The following is a 19,782-nucleotide window of genomic DNA, read 5'->3' on the forward strand; positions in this document are numbered from 1 at the left end:
GTATATTCACGACTTGTTTACTAGAAACGGCATATTTATTAAATTTTCAACAAGTATTTCTCTAAATTATATTCGCTCTCTAAAGAAAAAGCCCTAGGAAAACCTAGAGCTTTTTTTTACATTTTAAAACGCTGTACAGACTGTTGTAGCGTTAACGCTAACTCACTTAATTGTTCAATCGCTTTCGTATTATCTTGTGAGGATTGTAATTGCTGTTCAGATAGTCGAACGACTTCGCTTGTCGCATTGGCTGCTTCTTTTGAAATATCCGCCATTTCTCCTACAGAAGCCGTCACCTCTTCGGAACTCGCTGACATTTCTTCTGCTGTCGCTGATACTTCTTGAATTTGCGCCGCTACCTGTTCAACCGAATGCAGAATGTGTATGAATGCTTCTTCTGCTTCAACTGTCAATTGAATGCCGCTTTCAACTTCGGTTTCGCTTTTTTCAATAACTGAAGCTGAGCGAGCAGTCGCCTGTTGCATCGTTGTAATGAGACTAGCGATTTGGTCAGCCGATTGCTTCGACTCTTCCGCTAGCTTACGCACCTCTTCCGCTACAACAGCAAAGCCTTTTCCATGCTCTCCTGCTCTTGCTGCTTCAATCGCTGCATTTAACGCTAGTAAATTCGTTTGCTCGGAAATTTGGGTAATGACCACAATAATTTGACCGATCTCGACGGAATGCCCGTTTAAATTTTTAATTTCACTGACGCCATCTTGAACGGATGTCCGAATAGAGTTCATTTGTGAAATAACGTTCTCTAACATGTCTCGTCCTTGTTGCGCTTCCTTCGTCGCCTGGACAGACATTTCTGATACATCGGCTGAACTTTCTGCGACACGCTGTATACCGCTTGAAATTTCCTCCATCGCTCGGGCTGTTTCTTCGGAGCTTTCCATCTGTCTATCTGAACCATTAGCAACATGATCCATTCGATGCGCTACTTCCGTTGTCGATTGTTCCGCTTGTTCAGAATGAGCGGTCATTTGTTCACTTGCTGCGGCTAAATGATTGGAGCCTTCACTAATATGACGCAATAATGTTTGCAAGGAATCCGTCATCTTATTAAAACTATTCGCTAAATCCGCAATTTCATCTTTTGAAGTAACCTCCACAGACTCCGTCAAATCACCTTCACTTACTTTTTGCGCAGCATGTATTAGCTTTCTTAATGGAACGGTAATGCTTCTTATAATGAACAACACGATGGTTCCACCAATGAGGATAGAAATGACGACTACGAGTAACGTAATATTGAAGATAGGCTTTGCTTGCTCATCGACTTCAGATAACGCATATGTACCTACGACTTTCCATCCTGTTGCTTCATTCGATTCAAAAACAAACTGTTGATCCTCTCTGTTTTCCGCTGCGGTAAAACTCCCCTTTGTGCCCGTTAACTGATTAGTTATTTTCTCATGTAACGAGTAGCGATCCTCTGTTTGCTCTGGGTGAAATAACACTTCGTTATTGGCATCTGTTATAAATAAGTAGCCTTTCTCACCAATCTGTTGGTTCAATACTTCTTCTTTTAAGTGATCTACCTTATAATCGAAGGCAATGACTCCACTGCCGTCTTCTAAAGAGTGAGCTATTGAAACGACCGTCACTTTAGACATCGCATCCTCATAGGGTGGCGTGACAATCGTTTCCCCCTTATGTTTCATCGCTTCTTTATACCACGGCCGTTCCGTTGTTACATAATCAGCCGGAATCTCTTCCTTCGGCTCACCGTGATACACTCCTGTCTCAAACCCAACAAAAGCTGACATAATATTAGGGTTTGACTTCTTGAACCTCGTTAATTGCGTTTGTAATTGTGCCGTAGCCTTTGTATTCCCCATTGACTTAGAGACAATTTTACTCAAAAAGCTCACTTTCTCTTTTTCTTTCAAAAATACTTGATTAATCAGTTCATTCGCCAGTTTCATTTGTGAATGGGCTTGCTTAGTCATTTGATCTTCCATTTGATTTTTGGCAGATAGAAAGGAAAAAACACCAATACTAATACTTGGTATGAGTAAAATAACAGTTGCAAAAATAATCAATTTTTTTCGAATAGACAATCGGGTCATCCAGTCATTCCTCCTAGTAGTAAATGTCTATTAATTAATAGTACTGAAGATCACCCGAGCTTACAATATTAAAAATTTATTCAATTATTCTTCTTTTCTTTTTTCTAGCATATTTTTAGAGCTGCTGTACAAACCAGAAGCTGACAACCCTAGCACCAAACCGATGAGGATTCCTTGTTTCATTCCTTGATCAAGATAAAAAACGCCAAATAATATTCCAAAAAATACGGCTACGATCGGGCTATATTTCTTAGGCAACCCGATTATTTTGAATAACTCCACCACACCTAAAATCAGTGGAATGATCATCACATTATATATGTCCAATATTTCTCACCTCCTAACATAGTTTATGCGTCGCTTAGTTAGGAGTAACGGCGTTTCCATTGCCCGATTTTATGGTAAAATACAATGTAAACGAATACATAAAGGATAGGGAAAACATATGACTAATCAAACACCAAGGAAGAAGCTTTTTATCGAATATGCATACATTGTGATCGGCTCCGTTTTAGTCGGTTTGTCGTATAATATGTTTCTGTTGCCGGCTAAATTAGCAGCGGGCGGCGTCTCCGGTATTAGTACGATTTTATATGAGGTCTACCAATTTAATCCTGCCTACGTCCAATGGATCATTAATCTCCCCCTATTTCTGTTAGGCATTCTCCTATTAGGAAAGGACTTCAGCTTTAAGACGTTAGTTGGCACTTTTTTCGTACCGTTCACAATTTGGCTCAGCACCGATATTCCGTTTAAAATTGACAATCCTCTCCTAGCGGCCATCTACGGCGGTATAATGTTGGGTGTTGGACTTGGAATTGTGTATCGCGGGAAAGGATCGACCGGAGGAACAGCGACACTTGCTCAGCTATTGAAAAAGTATACCGGTTTATCAAGCGGCTACTCACAGCTCATAGTCGATGGCTTCGTCGTAGCTGCCTCTGCGATCGTCTTTAACTTAGAACTCGCCTTATATGCAATGATGTCGATTTATGTCACAAGTAAAGTGATCGACTTCGTCCAGCTACAATCCTCTTCCTCTAAGCTCGTTCTCATCATTACCGAGCAAGAGGAATTAATTCAATCGATGATTAAAGATGAAGTGGATCGAGGCTTTACGAAAATTCATTCGTTTGGAGGATATTCCAACAAAGAGAAAGCATTAATTCTCTCCGTCATGGAACAGCAAGAAGCAATTTACTTAAAGAAATTATTACAAGAGCAAGAACCAACCTCCTTTGTCGTCTTCCTCAACGCCTCCGAAATTTTAGGGCGAGGATTCTCTTTATCTAAGATTTATGAATCTGGACAGTAACATCCAAACAAAAAACGCCGAGACACTCCAACTAGTGGTGACTCAGCGTTTTTTTCATCGTTTATAAAGAAATGATTTAGGTGGAATAATCGGAATAATATAGTTCAAACTCCTGTTTCGTCATTCCGTAACAAATCCCATCAAAGTAGGTTCCTTTCGTAAAGATAATATTTCTTAACTGCCCTTCTTTCACAAAACGCAATTTTTCATGTAAACAAATAGATGGTTGATTAAAAGAATAAACAGTTGTATTGACTTTTTGGTAGGCGAGTTCGGAAAAGTAATGCCCAATGACTAAGAGGATCATCTCCCTTGCATATCCTTTCCCTCGATAAGGTTCAAACACAGCCAAATAATAATCGAACGTACCATTTTTTCTGTCACAATCAAATGTTTCAATCATACCCACTATGTTATTTTGCTGATCAACAGCAATAAAACGAAATGCATCCTCTTCTAACTGTTCCTCCACCCATTCCTGCATTTGGGCCATTGATCGTGGAAAGTGAAGTGAATCCATATTTCTTAAAATATCATCATCTAATAAATCAAAAATGACTATATCATCAGGTTGAACAGCCCGCAGCGTTATATTCTTGCTTGTCCAGTATGCCATCGTCATATTTATATTTCTCTCCTCTCTTTATCACCATACCCCATTTTTAACCAAACAAAAAGTCCTAGGAAACCCTAGGACTTCATCTTATACTTTAAAGCGATGCACAGATTGCTGTAATTGTAATGCTAATTCACTTAATTGCTCAATCGCTTTCGTATTGTCTTTCGAGGATTGCAGCTGCTGTTCAGATAATCGGACTACTTCATCTGTAGTTTGCGCTGCTTCTTTTGAGATATCCGCCATTTCTCCAACGGACGCCGTCACTTCTTCAGAGCTAGCTGACATTTCTTCTGCCGTCGCTGAAACTTCTTGAATTTGCGCCGCTACCTGTTCAATAGCATCAAGAATATGAATAAACGCTTCTCCTGCATCCGTTGTCAATTGAATACCACCTTCTACTTCTTGTGCGCTCGTTTCAATGATAGAAGTAGAATGAGCCGTTGCCTGCTGCATCGTTGTAATCACACTTGTGATTTGGTCCGCTGATCGTTTCGATTCCTCCGCTAGCTTGCGCACCTCGTCCGCTACAACAGCAAACCCTTTTCCGTGCTCTCCTGCTCTTGCCGCTTCAATCGCCGCATTTAACGCCAATAAATTCGTTTGCTCAGAAATTTGAGTAATGACCGCAATGATTTGTCCGATTTCAACAGAGTGATTGTTTAAGTTTTTAATTTCACTCACACCCTCTTGAACAGACGTCTGAATCGAATGCATTTGCTCAATCACATCATCAAGCATTTCTCGTCCTTTTTTCGCTTCTTTTGTCGCTTGAACAGACATTTCTGATACATCCGCTGAGCTTTCTGCGACGCGTTGAACACCGATCGAAATCTCTTCCATCGCTCGTGCTGTTTCTTCGGAGCTTTGCATTTGTCGATCGGACCCACTAGCAACATGACCCATTCGACGCGTCACTTCCATCGTCGATTGTTCTGATTGTTCAGAGTGAGCAGCCATTTGTTCACTCGCTGACGCTAAGTGATCCGAGCTTTCGCCAATATGCCGCAATAGTGTTCGCAAGGAGTCCGTCATCGAGTTAAAGCTATTCGCTAAATCCGCAATTTCATCTTTAGACGTGATCGTAACAGACTCTGTCAAGTCCCCTTCACTCACTCTTTGCGCAGCCTGCATCAGCTTTTTCAACGGTGTGATAATACTTCTAACGAGAAAGAATACGATCATTCCACCAACAATGACCGAAATCACAACGACGAGTAACGTCATATCGAAAATCGGCTTTGCTTGTTCGTCCACTTCAGATAATGCATAAGTACCGACGATTTTCCAGCCTGTTGCTTCATTCGTTTCGAGAATAAATCGTTTTTCTTCTCCTTGTTCAGCAGCAACAAATGAGCCCTTCTCATGCTTTTTTAACTCGCTTTGCAACTCGCTGCTTAACGTATATCCATCTTCCCCCCAGTGCGGATGGAACAACACTTCATTATCCTTGTTAACGACAAATAAATACCCTTTTTTTCCAACCGTATTTTTTAGAATTTTCTCTTTCAAATGTTCAACTTGATAGTCAAAGGCAATAACGCCACTACCATCGGCTAACATATGAGCCACAGTCACGACTGTAGACTGAGTAAGTGCGTCAACATACGGTGGTGTAATAATACTTTGTCCTTTATTTTTCACGGCTTCTTTGTACCATGAGCGTTCCTTTGGTATAAATCCAGCAGGAGTTGCCTGCCTTGGTTCATTTCGATAAAAGCCGCTATCAAACCCGACAAATACCGCTAAAATATCAGGGGTAGACGCTTTAAATTTTTGCAAGTTCGCCTGAAGTTGTGCAGCTCCTTTTTCACTTCCCATCGACTTTTGAACAATTTCACTTAGAAATTTCGCTTTCTCTTTTTCTTGTAAAAAAGTTTGATCTAGCAACTGATTCGACAGATGGACTTGTGATTGCGCTTGATCTTTCATTTGCGAATCCATTTGTTTCTTTGCAGTTGAAAAAGAAAATACCCCAATACTACAGCTTGGAATCAATAAAATAATAACCGCAAATAGAATTAATTTCTTGCGAATCGTCAGTCGATTCATGATGCCACCCCTCCTAGTATAACCATTAGTAATTTGATACTACTGGAGGTCACCTAAGTTGACAATATAATAGATGGAAGTTCCTTAATTAAGTATATTCAGAACTTTCCAACACAAAATAAGAGACTCGTTAAACTATGTTGACAACTAACAGAGTCAGTAAAAAGCACACCGCAGGAATCGTACTATACAAGCTCACTTTTTTGCGCGCGTGATAAAAAGTGGGCTTCGTTTCATATTTCTTACTAATAGGATGAGAGAAGATGACTTGATCCCATAGGCTAATCATCCAGCCGCGAATAAAGAAGCTAAAGCCAATAAGGATCAGCACTTTAAATAAGACAGGTGGAACAACGACGATCGCCGCTCCCGTTACAGAAACTAAGCGAAAATAACCAGTTAAATAGGTAAAATTACGAATCAATATTTTAATGAAAAGCTCCATAAAGCCATGCTCTTCTGTTCGCTGCTTAAAGATGCGCTTGGAGCGACGGAATAGAAACGGCTTTTTCCGTTTGATCACTTTCGGCTTCTCCATATCGGGTGACAGTTGAAAAATAGAATTCATCATTTTCGAGCGTAATTCATTTTCCTTCCTAACTTCCTCATGAAAATAGGTAGTTGTCCTCGCTCTCGGCAATAAAAACGCCAACGCCACACCGATCAACAAAAGCGCTACGGCAATCGAATACATCGGTTGATAGATGATCATAGGAAAAATCGATAAATACCCAAACAGCAACACGATAAAAATAAGCACTCGATAAACCTTTTGCTTCCATCCTCCCTCTTTCAAAAAGAACACCGTTTGAATCGCCATAATGAAGGCAGTCCCTCCAATTAATAAAAGCAAAAAACCAACGATTTCACTTGTCGCTAGTGAGAAATGAAACGATAAAAAAGGCAGTAAAATGAGTGTCAACAGCAAGCTTTTTAGCACCGCTTGACCAACTGAATAAACCAACGCCCACTGCTTCATCCGCATAAACTTCTGCCGATGCTTCAGCAAAAACAGTCCATCGGCTTCTTGCACATATGTACGATTTTGCCCAAACCAGCAAAAGGTATAAGCGAGAAAATTTAAGAAAAAAAGGTTAAATTGATCACTCCATTCTGGTAGTTCGACCCACCATGAATGATAAATGATCCCGCCTGCGACCATAGCTGGAATGGCGATATACAGTAGCACCGTCCAATCCAAAATCGATTTCCACATTTTATACTTAGATCTACTATTTCTTTTGATCCGATCGAGCAACAGCTGCCAACTATACATGCCGCTCACCTGCAATCAGCTCATGGTAGCACTCAAATAAAGACGCTTCTGACTGCTTGCTCGTCGCTTGCAGCTGTGCTAATGTTCCAGTCGCTAACAGCTCCCCTGAATTAATTAATAAAAAGCGATCACATACTTTTTCCGCTGTGTCTAGAACGTGGGTACACATCAAAATCCCTGCCCCTCGCTCTTTTTCTTGTTGAATGAGCTCTAATAATATTTTCGTCGCGATCGGATCTAATCCGATGAAAGGTTCGTCAATAATCAAAAAATCGGGCTTCGTCATAAACGCTAAGACAATCATCGCCTTTTGCTGCATCCCTTTTGAATAAGTATTCGGTAGCTCATGAAGATGCGGGCTCATATGAAACAGCTCCAACAACGGCGTCACCCTCTCCGCTATCACGTCATCGGTCAACTGCTCCATCGCCGCAATAAAGTCAATATGCTCCTGCAACGTACATTCATCATAAAAGATTGGTTGCTCCGGCAAATAAGATATACTCATCTCCTCTTCTTTCACAATTTCCCCTTCAAAAAAAGGCATCAACCCAAGTATGCTTTTAATCGTCGTACTTTTCCCCGCCCCATTCGCACCAATCAGTCCGACTAACTCTCCTTGACCAATTGAGAACTGAACATCAGCAACCTTCGTTTCATTCGGTTCATAACCTGCTTGTTTAATATGTATTGATAATAATGACATGCTTACTCCACCTTTACTGCTTACTCTTCCACCTTATATACGGAAAATATTGATAAAAGTTTCTATTTTTTTCATATCCCTTTGCTATTTTCATGAATAAATGATAAATTTATTCATAAGTTCATAAAAAGGAGCTGTTAAACATTGGCGAAGTTCACAGAAGAGGAAAAAGAAAAAATATTTTATTCATTAATGGAACATGGAAGACAGTTATTTTCTACCCACGGTTTGAAGAAAACGAGTATTGGCGATTTAACGAAAGCCGTCGGAATTGCTCAAGGATCTTATTATTTATTTTTCCAATCGAAAGAGGAGCTTTATTTCGCGGTGTTAGGGCAGGAAGAAGAAGCGATTCGCACGTATTTGGTAGAGAAATATTTTGCTTCAGGAACATTTACTAAAGAACAATTTCGAGAATTTTTGCGGGAATCGTTTGCGATTATGGAGGAAAATCCGTTTATCCAGCAATTGCATCAAGATGGCTTATTAGAAACCTTATTCCGCAAGCTTCCTGCTGACAAGCTAGAACAGCATTTTGCTGATGACTCGGCGTTTTTATTGCCGTTTATTGAGAAGGCACAAGCGAAAGGCATGCTCATACAAACAGAGCCTGAAACGATTGTCAGCCTCATCCGCTCAATTGTGTTGCTTTCGTTGCAAAAAGAAAAAATCGGGGTCGATCACTACGAAGAAACGATTGAGTTACTGATTGAACTCGTAACGAATGGACTGATGAATAAATGATTCACGTTCAACAATTAACTTTTGCGTATCCAGGGAAAAAAGAGCTGACGATTAAGGGAATTGATTTTCAAATTGGAACAGGAGAAATCTTTGGCTTTTTAGGGCCTTCTGGCGCCGGGAAAAGCACGATCCAAAAGATTTTGATTGGCCTCTTGAAAAATTATCAAGGGCAGGTAACCGTTTTAGGAGAGGAATTGCGGGAAACAAAACATGATTATTACGAACAGATTGGTGTCGCTTTTGAATTTCCGAACTTTTACAGTCGGTTGACAGCCATTGAAAACCTATCTCTGTTCGCTTCCTTATATAGAAAGAAAACAGCCGATCCGCTTGAGTTATTGGGTCAAGTCGGTTTATTACAAGACGCCCATACAAAAGTAAGTGATTTTTCTAAAGGAATGAAAATGCGATTAAATTTGTGCCGAGCTTTACTGAATCAGCCGGACATTTTATTCCTAGATGAACCGACATCTGGTCTTGACCCGGTGAACGCCAAAGTGGTGAAAAACATTCTATTTCAATGGAAAGCCGCTAATAAAACAGTGATTTTGACGACTCATAATATGAGCGCTGCTGAAGAGCTTTGCGATCGAACAGCCTTTATTGTCGATGGGCACATTCGTCTCATTGACTCACCGCAAGCGTTGAAAATACAGTATGGGAAAAAGAGTGTTCGCGTAGGATACCGAGAAGAAAACGAACAAAAGATCAGCGAATTTTCGCTTGATCACCTCGGCTATAACCAAGCATTTTTACAGTTGTTGAATAGCCGTACGATCGAAACAATGCATACGATTGAACCGTCTTTAGAGGAGATTTTCATTCAAGTGACTGGGAGGGAGTTAACGTGAGGCTCGCTTCAGCCTTATTTTATGATGTGAAATTGCAATTCCGCCACGGGTTGTATATCGCTTATTTTCTTATTAGCCATTTCTACATTCTTTTATTATTTCAATTGCCTGCTTCCTATCGAGAAACAGCTAACGTGTTACTGACATTCTCGGACCCTAGCATGCTTGGCTTTTTCTTTATTGGCGGGCTTGTGCTATTAGAAAAAGGACAGCATATTCATGATCCATTGTTTGTCACACCGTATAAACCGGAGGAGTATCTTCTGGCAAAAACGATGTCGTTGATGATACTATCGGTCGTTTCTTCTTTGTATATTCACATCGTTACCTTTGGATTTTCGAGTTCATTATTTTTATTTACGCTCGGTGTTCTGTTGACTTCTATGATCTTTACTTTACTCGGATTAGCAGTGGCTATACGGTGTGAAACGGTCAATCAATTTTTCTTGCGATCTGTTCTCTACACAGTCGTGTTCTGTTTGCCACTTCTTTCTTATGTAGGAATATGGGAGGCTAACTGGATGATATGGCTACCTACCTATGCCTCCCTTCTATTATTGCGTTCGGCCTTTGAACCGATTAGTGTTTCTACCATTTTATACGGTGTCGTCACCTTATCGGGGTGGCTGGCCTTCTCGTTTTGGTTAGCCCGACGATCTTTTTATCAATCAATTATTCTAAAAATCGGAAAGGAGTGAACATGATGACCGCTATTAAATCGTTATTGCGCATGGACGCGAAGCAAATGTACCGCGATCCGATGTTTATGTTGATTTTCTTTGCTCCTTGCTTGCTGATTATGTTTACTCGCTTTGGCGTACCTTTCATCAATAAAGCATTGGGGCAACAGTTCAATTGGGAGCTAACTAATTTCTACCCATTGATTGTGAGCTTTACGATGCTGCTCATTCCATTTATAATTGGAGTCATAACAGGCTTTATGATGCTTGATGAACGAGATGAATCGATTATTCATTATTTCGCCGTCACTCCGCTCACGAAAACAGGCTATTTTCAATACCGTTTAGCGATCCCTATCACGTTAACGATCCTATTTAGTACACTGTTGCTTTTCTTTTCGTCGCTCGATGCACCGAACATCACCGTTATTTTGTTTCTCATTCCAATGCTCGCTTTAGAAGCGGCGATCATTACGTTATGTCAAGCCGCTTTTGCTGCGAATAAAATTGAAGGATTGGCTTTATCAAAAGGAATCGGCTTAATCGTTTTCGCTCCCTTTATTGCTTATTTTCTAGCGCTTCCGTGGCAGTTGATCGGCAGTCTCATTCCCACCTTCTGGCCAGCGAAGCTATACTTAATTGGGGTTGACCATTTGCCAACGTTTCTTCCGCTGTGGCTGATTGGTATGGTGTATCATGGTTTTCTTTTTCGGTTATTGATGAAGAAGTTTTTAATTCGGGTGGATTAAGAAGAGGAATGACTGAAAGGAATTTTGCGGATATTTGTTGAAATAATGTATAGAAAGGTGTGACTTCAATTGAGTGGAGCTATCGTACATTTAGTAATTGTAATCCCATTTTTCCTATTTGCGATCGTCTTGTCAAAAGGAAAAGGAGCCTTTCTCATAGCTGGATACAACACTATGCCAGAACATGAAAAAGAAAAATATAATGAAGAGAAACTTTGCCAGTTTATGAGCAAAATTATGTACGGCATTTGCTTTAGCCTATTGCTATGGGCATTCAGCGAATTATTCAATCAGCCATTTCTGTTTATCATCGGCCTGATTTTATTTATTAGCCTGATTGTGTTTACCCTAGTGTACGCTAATACGGGGAATCGGTTTGAAAAATAGATGGGGGACATTGAGTTTGAAGGTCAAGCCGAGGAGAAGAAGGATAAAATTGGAACGTTAAAAAATTATTAATTATTTTTTTGTATTTGTTTAGGAACTTTATTTGGTTATTCTGGCATCCCTTTAAGTTTTACGGCGGGCAAATCGCTCTAGACATCCAACAAGGAACAGGTCACGCTAAAGAAGGAATCATTTCTTTCTATCATGGGAAGAGAAAAAGAAGGAAACGTGCTTTAGGAAAAATAAAACAAAAGGACAAGGTACCTGTTCCTTCGTCCCATAAAGTTAATCTTTTTCAACTGTATATCTAACCTGTTTAAAGGTTACTATATCTCCATTTTCAGTATCATCTACAGTTTGCAAAAGTTGAACTTTTGGCTCGTAGTCCGTCCTATGAGCATCTTTAATACCCATAATGTTAAGTTTGTAGGATTCATCATTCTTTATTTTTTGTTCAAACACTTTTTTATTGGCAACAAAAATAAAGGTCACTTTATTTTCATCAATTCCCTCAGCCATAAATTCTAATTGATTATCTTTTGTTGTAATCGTTGGTGTTAATAAGTCAATACTTCCGTCGCCTGTTTCTTGTTTAGTAGCAATTTCATAATCAGCTTTATCACTTGAATCTAAAGAATTTTCTATTACACCTGAACATCCGAATAATGTGATACTAGCAAATAGAATTGAACTTAATCCAATTATCTTTTTCAAAAATAACCCTCCTTTTTTAGGTTATTATAACATAAATGGGATAATGAAGTAGTTCATAAATAGTGTGAGGGAGCTTCCATTTTTATGGAACCTCTATTTTTCGAATTAAAATTTAACAAAGCCTTCGAGAATAAAGTAACAGCAGTTTATTTTCACTTAGCCCCATGCGCAATGTAACAAGTCGCACATGGGGCATTTTTGTATTTTAAAAAAACAAATGCTTATATTTTTATTTCATGATAGCATTGAAAATGTAGTAAATATTGGTACAGAAAGGAAAATGAGAATATGAGTATTAAGATCGAAACCCTTCCAACATACCGTCTCGCATACGTGCGCCAAGTTGGGCCATATGGTTCGGCCAACATTCAAACGATGCAAAAATTAAAGCAATGGGCTGCAGCGAAAAATCTGTTCTCTCAAGCATCAATAATCGTTGGGATTTCACATGATAACCCAGAAACAACTCTCCCTGAAAACTGCCGCTATGATGCTGGCATCGTTATTTCAAACGATGCTCAAATCGATGAATTCGTCAGCGAAAGCGAACTTCCAGGCGGAAAATATGCCATTTACAAAGTTCAGCACACAGCAGAAGACCTGCAAAAAGCATGGAGCGAAATTTTTTATGAATTGTCACACCGTGGTTATCAGATAGACGAGCGACCAATTTTTGAAAGATACATTGGAGAGATGATTTCCAATCATTATTGCGAAATCTGTGTGCCTATCAAATAATTAATGGAGTGGTGAAAATGGAAAACACATTAACTATCAGTGATGAAATCTCAGAAATCATTGAAAAGAAAAGAGATAAATATATTCATATCGCTAACGAGATTTGGGATTATGCCGAATTACGGTTTGATGAACATCAGTCGTCAGCTCTTCTTATAGAAAGCTTGAAAGCAGAAGGCTTTGATATTGAAACGAATATCAGTGGATTGGATACTGCGTTTATTGGTTCTTGGGGAAAAGGCCATCCTGTTATTGCTTTTTTAGGTGAGTATGATGCATTATCTGGTCTTGATCAAGAAGGTGGTATAACGGAGAAAAAATCTGAAAATCCAAATGGAAATGGACACGGATGTGGACACAATCTGTTAGGAACAGGATCATTAGCTGCTGCAGTCGCTACAAAAGAATATATGGAACAGCATAATATAAGTGGAACTGTTCGATATTATGGCTGCCCTGCCGAAGAAGGTGGTTCTGGTAAAACATTTATCGTGAGGGCTGGAGCTTTTCAGGACGTAGATATCGCTTTATGCTGGCATCCTGCAGATGTGAATGTTATGTTGGCTTCAAGTTCACTGGCAAACATTCAAGCTACATTCAAATTTAAAGGAAAAGCTTCTCACGCAGCTACTGCCCCACATTTAGGCCGTAGTGCATTGGATGCCGTTGAGCTAATGAATGTTGGTACCAACTATTTAAGAGAACATATTATTCCAGAGGCTCGCATACATTATGCAATTACAAATTCAGGCGGCATTTCTCCAAATATCGTTCAACAAGACGCAACTGTCCTATATTTAATTCGAGCACCAAAAACAAATCAAGTGAATGAACTATATGAACGAATTTGCAAAGTTGCACAAGGAGCAGCTTTAATGACGGAAACAGAAATGGAAATTATATTTGAAAAAGCTTGCTCAAATATTGTGCCAAATCATCTAGTTCAACAAGTAATGTATGAACAATTTATTAAACTAGGTACCCCTTCTTATAATAAAGATGAAATAAAATTTGCTGACCAGATCCGTCATACTTTGTCTGTACAAGAGAAAAGTGGAGGTATGTATGCAGCCATTCCGTTATTTAAAGAAACTCTCGAAAAGGAAAGAAATCATGCATTAACAACGTCTTTATTTCCTTATCAAAAAGAGTTAACTAACGTTGTCATGCCGGGCTCTACAGACGTTGGGGATGTGAGTTGGGTTGTCCCAACAGCTCAGTGTACAATAACATGTTTTCCACAAGGAACACAATTGCATTCATGGCAAGTAGTTGCAACTGGCTGTACATCTATTGCACATAAAGGGATGTTACACGCTGGGAAAGTATTAGCTGCAACAGCCATTCAGCTTTTCACTCAACCAAAGTTAATTGAACATGCATCTTTAGAATTAAAAAACAGAATAGAAAACAATGCATATCAAAACCCTATTCCAAATCATATACAACCTCAACACATTCAAAATCAAATTACTGATTTAGAAATGTAAAGTAAACAAAAAGGTGACAATCAGATCAATGGAATGGTGATGGCTAGGGCGTTAGGAAGTGAAGGTGTCGGCTTAATGATGATGGTGGTGCCGATTGCTGGATTTTTAATAGCTATCACCACTTTGGGGCTTGACGTTGCCGTATCAAAATTAGTGGCAGAGCAGGATTTAAAGGGAAATAACAGAATGATCAAACGGATTTTAATTATTTCTTTGACGACAACTAGTGTATTAGCCATTTTATTAACAGCTAGTACACTAAGTTTCTCTAAAGTCTTGTCTTCTCTTATCCTTACTGATCAAAGAGCTTACTATGCGCTCATCTGCTCTGTATTAATTGTGCCGACCGTTGCGGTATCTGCTGTGATCAAGGGCTATTTCCGTGGCAAACAATATATGACTCCCATTGCTCTATCTCAAGTCATTGAACAAATGGTTCGAATTAGTTCAATATTTATTTTGGTACAGTGACTCTTACCGTACGGAATTGAGTTTGCCGTTGCTGGAGCCATTATAGGTGGGGTTTTAGGAGAAGTGGTTTCCTTATCCTTCCTTGGAATCCTCTTTAAAAAAATGAAGAGAACAAGCTTTACGTTGCACCGCTCTGTATGGAAAGAAATACAAAACGGAAAAAACACTTTAGTTGAGCTATTCCAGATTAGCCTCCCCATTACCGGAAACAACATTATCCGTGCCATTACACTTGTCCTTCAACCGATCATTATTGTACATAGCTTACATTTAGCAGGAATGGAAACACCGGAGCATTTATCAAAATGTTAGCACCTTTATTCCTTTTACAATATCTTCGTATTCCCTTTAGTTCCATTATTATTGGCTTAGGAAAAGCAAAAATCATCATGTTTAATAATATATTTTCCTCTTTCATTTTTCTGCTGGCGATACCGTTATTCTCATCTAATCTAAAGCTCGGAATATCAGGCGTTATTATAGCCTTAAATTTAGAAATTGTTCTAGCCACCTCTTTACATTACTTCACGATTGTTAAACTAACCAGCTTTCAAATGAATGTTTCCGATTTATTAAAAATTGTTACAGCCAGTTGTATCATGGTCACAGGATCAATTAATATATATCACTACTTATCCATTCAACATCTGAACAATATAATCGTCTTAATTATTTTGCTAACTCTTTCATGTTTAATTTATCTGTTGTTTCTTTTCATGTTCAAGATTTTCCCTATTTTAACGTCTGAATAAATGTTACAGTTTGTAGCTTCCCCCCTACTTTTTAGAAAATTCAATTCGTTTAATTACCTTTGCAGGGTTGCCACCTACAACTACATTATCAGGCACATCTTTTACTACGACTGCTCCTGAAGCAATAACTACATTGTTTCCTATAGTAACTCCAGGGTTTATTACCGCTCTTCCACCAATCCATACGTTGTTACCAATAGTTACTGGTTTGCCGTACTCCACTCCTGAATTACGCTCGAATGGATCTAATGGATGTGTTGCTGTATAGATATGTACACCTGGAGCCATAAAGCAGTTATCGCCTATTCGCACTTCACAAACATCTAAAATGACACAATCAAAATTCGCATAAAAGTTTTCCCCTACATGAATATTGTAGCCATAGTCGCAGCGGATATTTGGTTCCACGAATAAGTTTTCTCTAGTGGAACCGAAAAGCTCTTTTAAAAGTTTGGTGCGTTTGTCAATTTCATTTTCTAAAGTTTGATTGTAAACCCGAGTTTTTCTACGCGCCTCTTCTCGTTCTTTTACTAATTCCGAATCAGCAGCATAATATAGTTCCCCACTCAACATTTTTTCTTTTTCGCTTTTCATTTTATATCTCCCTCAACATAAAAAGATTAAGATTCGGAAGTGCTACACAAATCTATTTCATTGAATTCAATTAATCAAACAATTATAACATTCATGCTATAATTCCCTAAAAAAATTACAAAAAAAATCGAGCTACCCTTCAAAAAAAGTAGCTCAATTCCCCACCTGCCACGGTCGATTGGCTGTTTGTGGCTTTTTCTTCGTTTGCTTCGGCCCAAGTTGTTCGCGTGTCATCCTTTGCGGCTCCATTCCACGTTCAATGCGATTCATTAGCTCCTTTGAAGATGTGGATACTAAAGGAGGAGCATAGACACGCACCGATTCGTTTTCGCACTCTGGACAATCGGCTTGTCCTTTACTGCCGCTCATCGATTTAAAAAACAAAGTGAAATCTCCGCACGCTTGGCATCGAAAAGTGTAACTAGGCATGCTCCTCCCTCCATCCGCTTTTATTTCGGCAAAATATTTTTCTCAAAAATTTGAGTTGGAATCGCAACAGTACAGCACGCATTCGGAATGTCGACAATGCCGTTAATTCGTCCCTCGACCGGAGCAGAACTTAAAATCATATACGCCTGTTCGCCTGTGTAGCCAAGTGTTTTCATATATTCAATCGCGTTCAAACACGCCCGACGATACGCTAAAGTTGCATCTAAGTAGTGCTGCTTGCCGTTCTTTTCATCGACAGAAATCCCTTCAAATACTAAAAAATCATTGTAGTTCGGTTCAACTGGCCCCGGCTTAAACACTGGGTTTTCGGTAATATTATACTTCTCCATTCCCCCTTTGATCACATCTACCTTCAAGTCGATCCAGCCAGCCATTTCGATACCGCCGCAAAAAGTGATTTCGCCATCCCCTTGCGAGAAGTGAAGATCACCAACTGATAACTTTGCTCCGTCCACAAATACCGGGAAGAAAATTCGCGAGCCTTTTGATAGATTTTTAATATCGCAGTTGCCGCCGTTTTCCCTTGGCGGAACAGTTCTCGCCCCTTCCTTAGCCACCCGATCAAACTCGGCTCCTTTCAACGACCCTAACACCGCTCGCTCAGGATTCGGCAAATTAGCCAGCGTTGGCACTCGATCTGGCTCCGTCTCCAGTAGCTCTTTTTCCCGTTCATTCCATTTATTTAATAGCTCCATCGAAGGGGCTACACCAATTAACCCCGGATGAATGATTCCTGCGAACTTCACACCCGGCACATGTCGGGATGTCGTATAAATCCCTTCAAAGTCCCAAATGGATTTCGCCGCTTCTGGATAATGATCTGTTAAGAAGCTTCCTCCGTTTTCTTTAGAGAAAATGCCATTAAAGCCCCATTCTTCTCCTTGAAATGCCCCGATGTCCAAAATATCTACAACTAATAAATCACCCGGTTCCGCTCCATTGACATAGACAGGGCCACTCAACACATGTACCCGCGACAAATTGACATCACGAATATCGCTCGGATCATCGTTATTGCTAATCTGTCCATCTGTCCAATCTTTACAGTCCATTCGAAATGCTGTCCCTGGCTCTACCGAAAATGCAGCTGGAATATCCGGATGCCAGCGATTATGTCCTGGATGCGCTTGCTCCTCCATCGGCTTACTTAAGTCTAACTGGAACATCGTTTTTGGCATAACCATTCTCCCTTCGACTTATTTATTCATCAAAGTTGCTCATGGTAGCAGAATATGTATGCGCTTTCATTTTATCCAGAAAATTAATTATTGTCAATATATTCTGATATTATCAGTGATCGACCTTGGCGAAAAATGTGATGTGATTGAGCTACCGATTGATGATCTACTTAATATGGGTAGATGAGTTCAATGATATTATTGAATTAACGAAACGAATGATTAATCATTATCGAGTCTTTTGACAAATGTATAAAGCGCCAATAAAGTTATTTAGTTCTTAAAATCTCAAACAAGCATACCCCCCTCCTAAAATTAGAATGGAGTTATGCTTGTTTAATTTTTTGATATCTGTTTCGTCTTTAATTCAATTTCATTTTCTTGGTGAAAACAAGCAGTAATCCAAACAAATAATAAATAACGCTTACCACTATGACAATATAAAGAAACGCTGGGATCGTCGTTGGAGCCCATACTTTAATAAATCCCCAAGACAGCCCTAAAATTTTCGGAAGCATGATCATAAGTGTCAAGATCGCAGCTACAATCAATGTATGAATGGCTAATAGTAAGATTCTCTTGGCGTTTAATGATGTCCGAATTCGTTGTTTTCTAGCAATCTTCCTCATTGTTCTTAACGATAGTAGGACAACAAATAAACCAAAACAACCAACTACGGTATACAAGATCGTCACAATTCTATCTAAATTTTGATAGTTATCGGAATGATTATTAGTAACACTGTTTCCCTCCCATAGATCCATCACGCCTTGACCGATAGTGGTCGTAAAGCTGGTATTCATATTGGACAGAATTGCGACCCCTAATTGTTCATCAGGCTGCATGATAAAATACGAGGTAAATGTTGGGTTCTGTCCGGAATGAAGAATATATTGTTTTTCATGGTTTTTCATAACTATCCATCCGTTGGCATAATAGGTGTCCTTATCGAAAGGCTCCACTGACTGATCAGGGATATGCGATTCTTGAATGAGCTGCTTGTCGATTGCATTGTTCGAATCGTTTCCTAATTGTAATTTCATCCATTTCGCTATATCATTCGTATTGCTAATAAGATATCCAGCTGGTATGTTTCCTCGATAAATGGGTGGCGTGTAAGACTGCTCTTTCATAAATCCTATTTTATAACCGGAAGCCATCTCAGAGGACTGAACTTGATGCAGCCCAACGAATGAGTCTTTCATACCGATCGGCTCTAATATCTGCTTTTTCATATATGTATCATAGGGTTGCTTCGTTACGTTCTCGATAACGAGTGCTAGTACATCATAATTGATTGTCGCGTATTCATAAGAGCTGCCTGGCTTTCGATTTAATTGCTGATTCAGCAATTTTCTTACGGTCAACTCAAGAGCGTTAACTGCATTACTTTCAGGAATTTGTACTATAGAATTAGAAGCTATCCCACTAGTATGGTAAATCAGTTGATTCAAAGTAATCTCTTGCGACTCTCCATTATATGTTAACTTCAACCATGGAATATACTGCTGCACATTATCTGATCGTTTTAACAGCCCTTCCTTTTCTAATTGTAGAATAGCTAGGCCTGTAAATGCTTTCGTTGTCGATCCAATTTCAAATAGTGTATTAGAAGTCACGGGTGTTTTCGCCTTTACATCAGCGTATCCGAAGCCTTTTTGATAAACAGTCTTCCCCTTCTCTACAACAACTAACGATATCCCTGGAATTTTACTAATGCTTTTTTGCTTTTCAACAAACTGTTCGATCTTTCCAATTTTTTCACTTGAATCGGCGTTAGCTATTTTGGGTGTAAAACTACTAACCGCCAAAAATAGTATAATCATTAACAAGCACATTTTTGCCGATGGTTTCATGACGGATTCCCCTTGGTCAAATTTATACTTTTTATTTTGAACGTCCTCAACTGTACACGAAATATGAACATGACAAACAACATTT

21 protein-coding genes and 2 pseudogenes are annotated in these 19,782 nt (G+C 39.3%); 9 read left to right on the forward strand and 14 right to left on the reverse strand.

What is annotated here, in order from left to right; genetic code table 11:
• Nucleotides 1-116 precede the first annotated feature (116 nt).
• The 3 genes and pseudogenes from ACSVDJ_RS09710 to ACSVDJ_RS09720 all read right to left on the reverse strand — a co-directional run bounded on the left by ACSVDJ_RS09710 (nucleotide 117) and on the right by ACSVDJ_RS09720 (nucleotide 2,405).
• On the reverse strand, nucleotides 117-1,064 hold the full coding sequence (locus tag ACSVDJ_RS09710) for a methyl-accepting chemotaxis protein (protein ID WP_439169064.1): 948 nt from the start codon (nucleotides 1,062-1,064) through the stop codon (nucleotides 117-119).
• A pseudogene (locus tag ACSVDJ_RS09715) lies at nucleotides 1,059-2,078 on the reverse strand (HAMP domain-containing protein); the annotation flags it as partial. The gene ACSVDJ_RS09710 and the pseudogene ACSVDJ_RS09715, both read right to left, overlap by 6 nt.
• An 84-nt stretch (nucleotides 2,079-2,162) precedes the next feature.
• Complete coding sequence (locus ACSVDJ_RS09720) at nucleotides 2,163-2,405, reverse strand: hypothetical protein (RefSeq protein WP_439168381.1); 243 nt, start codon at nucleotides 2,403-2,405, stop codon at nucleotides 2,163-2,165.
• Between the two features lie 118 nt (nucleotides 2,406-2,523).
• Between ACSVDJ_RS09720 and ACSVDJ_RS09725 the strand changes: the two genes are divergently transcribed.
• A complete protein-coding gene (locus ACSVDJ_RS09725) occupies nucleotides 2,524-3,393 on the forward strand; it encodes a YitT family protein (protein WP_439168383.1) in 870 nt (289 codons plus the stop codon).
• Between the two features lie 76 nt (nucleotides 3,394-3,469).
• Here the strand turns inward: ACSVDJ_RS09725 and ACSVDJ_RS09730 are convergent, their stop codons facing one another.
• The 5 genes and pseudogenes from ACSVDJ_RS09730 to ACSVDJ_RS09750 form a co-directional block, all read right to left on the reverse strand.
• Nucleotides 3,470-4,015 carry a GNAT family N-acetyltransferase gene (locus ACSVDJ_RS09730; RefSeq protein WP_439168384.1) on the reverse strand — a complete coding sequence of 182 codons (546 nt, stop codon included), beginning with the start codon at nucleotides 4,013-4,015 and terminating at the stop codon, nucleotides 3,470-3,472.
• A gap of 81 nt (nucleotides 4,016-4,096) precedes the next feature.
• The gene (locus tag ACSVDJ_RS09735; RefSeq protein WP_439169066.1) at nucleotides 4,097-5,044 is read right to left on the reverse strand and encodes a methyl-accepting chemotaxis protein; all 948 of its coding nucleotides are present in this window, start codon (nucleotides 5,042-5,044) and stop codon (nucleotides 4,097-4,099) included.
• Nucleotides 5,039-6,061: pseudogene (locus ACSVDJ_RS09740) on the reverse strand (HAMP domain-containing protein); the annotation flags it as partial. The gene ACSVDJ_RS09735 and the pseudogene ACSVDJ_RS09740, both read right to left, overlap by 6 nt.
• Nucleotides 6,062-6,191: 130 nt before the next feature.
• Nucleotides 6,192-7,337 carry an ABC transporter permease gene (locus ACSVDJ_RS09745; protein WP_439168386.1) on the reverse strand — a complete coding sequence of 382 codons (1,146 nt, stop codon included), beginning with the start codon at nucleotides 7,335-7,337 and terminating at the stop codon, nucleotides 6,192-6,194.
• Nucleotides 7,330-8,043 carry an ABC transporter ATP-binding protein gene (locus ACSVDJ_RS09750; protein WP_439168388.1) on the reverse strand — a complete coding sequence of 238 codons (714 nt, stop codon included), beginning with the start codon at nucleotides 8,041-8,043 and terminating at the stop codon, nucleotides 7,330-7,332. The genes ACSVDJ_RS09745 and ACSVDJ_RS09750 overlap by 8 nt, the downstream gene beginning before the upstream one ends.
• Before the next feature lie 144 nt (nucleotides 8,044-8,187).
• Here ACSVDJ_RS09750 and ACSVDJ_RS09755 point away from each other — a divergent pair, with 144 nt between their 5' ends.
• From ACSVDJ_RS09755 to ACSVDJ_RS09775, 5 genes are all read left to right on the forward strand, one after another.
• Nucleotides 8,188-8,787: a TetR/AcrR family transcriptional regulator gene (locus tag ACSVDJ_RS09755; protein WP_439168390.1), complete on the forward strand. Its 600-nt coding sequence runs from the start codon at nucleotides 8,188-8,190 to the stop codon at nucleotides 8,785-8,787.
• Nucleotides 8,784-9,638, forward strand: coding sequence for an ABC transporter ATP-binding protein (locus ACSVDJ_RS09760; RefSeq protein WP_439168392.1), 855 nt, complete (start codon nucleotides 8,784-8,786; stop codon nucleotides 9,636-9,638). Before ACSVDJ_RS09755 ends, ACSVDJ_RS09760 begins: the two co-directional genes overlap by 4 nt.
• Nucleotides 9,635-10,336 (forward strand): fluoroquinolone export ABC transporter permease subunit, encoded by a 702-nt coding sequence (locus ACSVDJ_RS09765; RefSeq protein WP_439168394.1) that lies wholly within the window; start codon nucleotides 9,635-9,637, stop codon nucleotides 10,334-10,336. The genes ACSVDJ_RS09760 and ACSVDJ_RS09765 overlap by 4 nt, the downstream gene beginning before the upstream one ends.
• Before the next feature lie 2 nt (nucleotides 10,337-10,338).
• Nucleotides 10,339-11,067 carry an Rv2686c family ABC transporter permease subunit gene (locus tag ACSVDJ_RS09770; protein WP_439168396.1) on the forward strand — a complete coding sequence of 243 codons (729 nt, stop codon included), beginning with the start codon at nucleotides 10,339-10,341 and terminating at the stop codon, nucleotides 11,065-11,067.
• 69 nt (nucleotides 11,068-11,136) lie between these two features.
• Nucleotides 11,137-11,454 (forward strand): DUF3784 domain-containing protein, encoded by a 318-nt coding sequence (locus ACSVDJ_RS09775; RefSeq protein WP_439168398.1) that lies wholly within the window; start codon nucleotides 11,137-11,139, stop codon nucleotides 11,452-11,454.
• 285 nt (nucleotides 11,455-11,739) lie between these two features.
• On the opposite strand, the gene ACSVDJ_RS09780 is transcribed toward ACSVDJ_RS09775, so the two are convergent.
• A complete protein-coding gene (locus ACSVDJ_RS09780) occupies nucleotides 11,740-12,168 on the reverse strand; it encodes a hypothetical protein (protein WP_439168400.1) in 429 nt (142 codons plus the stop codon).
• A 288-nt stretch (nucleotides 12,169-12,456) separates the two neighbouring features.
• Between ACSVDJ_RS09780 and ACSVDJ_RS09785 the strand changes: the two genes are divergently transcribed.
• The 3 genes from ACSVDJ_RS09785 to ACSVDJ_RS09795 are packed head-to-tail and all read left to right on the forward strand — an operon-like array spanning nucleotide 12,457 to nucleotide 14,867.
• Nucleotides 12,457-12,906 carry an AraC family transcriptional regulator gene (locus ACSVDJ_RS09785; RefSeq protein ID WP_439168402.1) on the forward strand — a complete coding sequence of 150 codons (450 nt, stop codon included), beginning with the start codon at nucleotides 12,457-12,459 and terminating at the stop codon, nucleotides 12,904-12,906.
• A gap of 17 nt (nucleotides 12,907-12,923) precedes the next feature.
• The gene (locus ACSVDJ_RS09790) at nucleotides 12,924-14,396 is read left to right on the forward strand and encodes a M20 family metallopeptidase (protein WP_439168404.1); all 1,473 of its coding nucleotides are present in this window, start codon (nucleotides 12,924-12,926) and stop codon (nucleotides 14,394-14,396) included.
• A gap of 39 nt (nucleotides 14,397-14,435) precedes the next feature.
• Nucleotides 14,436-14,867: an oligosaccharide flippase family protein gene (locus ACSVDJ_RS09795; RefSeq protein ID WP_439168405.1), complete on the forward strand. Its 432-nt coding sequence runs from the start codon at nucleotides 14,436-14,438 to the stop codon at nucleotides 14,865-14,867.
• A 250-nt stretch (nucleotides 14,868-15,117) separates the two neighbouring features.
• Here ACSVDJ_RS09795 and ACSVDJ_RS09800 read toward each other — a convergent pair whose 3' ends face one another.
• The 5 genes from ACSVDJ_RS09800 to ACSVDJ_RS09820 all read right to left on the reverse strand — a co-directional run bounded on the left by ACSVDJ_RS09800 (nucleotide 15,118) and on the right by ACSVDJ_RS09820 (nucleotide 19,697).
• Nucleotides 15,118-15,378: a hypothetical protein gene (locus ACSVDJ_RS09800; protein WP_518618726.1), complete on the reverse strand. Its 261-nt coding sequence runs from the start codon at nucleotides 15,376-15,378 to the stop codon at nucleotides 15,118-15,120.
• 265 nt (nucleotides 15,379-15,643) lie between these two features.
• Nucleotides 15,644-16,213 carry a maltose acetyltransferase domain-containing protein gene (locus tag ACSVDJ_RS09805; RefSeq protein WP_439168409.1) on the reverse strand — a complete coding sequence of 190 codons (570 nt, stop codon included), beginning with the start codon at nucleotides 16,211-16,213 and terminating at the stop codon, nucleotides 15,644-15,646.
• Nucleotides 16,214-16,366: 153 nt separating this feature from the next.
• Nucleotides 16,367-16,642: an FmdB family zinc ribbon protein gene (locus tag ACSVDJ_RS09810; protein ID WP_439168411.1), complete on the reverse strand. Its 276-nt coding sequence runs from the start codon at nucleotides 16,640-16,642 to the stop codon at nucleotides 16,367-16,369.
• 20 nt (nucleotides 16,643-16,662) lie between these two features.
• The gene (gene fmdA, locus ACSVDJ_RS09815) at nucleotides 16,663-17,841 is read right to left on the reverse strand and encodes a formamidase (RefSeq protein ID WP_439168413.1); all 1,179 of its coding nucleotides are present in this window, start codon (nucleotides 17,839-17,841) and stop codon (nucleotides 16,663-16,665) included.
• A 362-nt stretch (nucleotides 17,842-18,203) separates the two neighbouring features.
• Nucleotides 18,204-19,697: a serine hydrolase domain-containing protein gene (locus tag ACSVDJ_RS09820; RefSeq protein WP_439168414.1), complete on the reverse strand. Its 1,494-nt coding sequence runs from the start codon at nucleotides 19,695-19,697 to the stop codon at nucleotides 18,204-18,206.
• Nucleotides 19,698-19,782 lie beyond the last annotated feature (85 nt).

It is taken from the genome of Bacillus sp. Hm123 (assembly GCF_051842975.2).
Lineage (GTDB): Bacteria > Bacillota > Bacilli > Bacillales > Domibacillaceae > Bacillus_CE.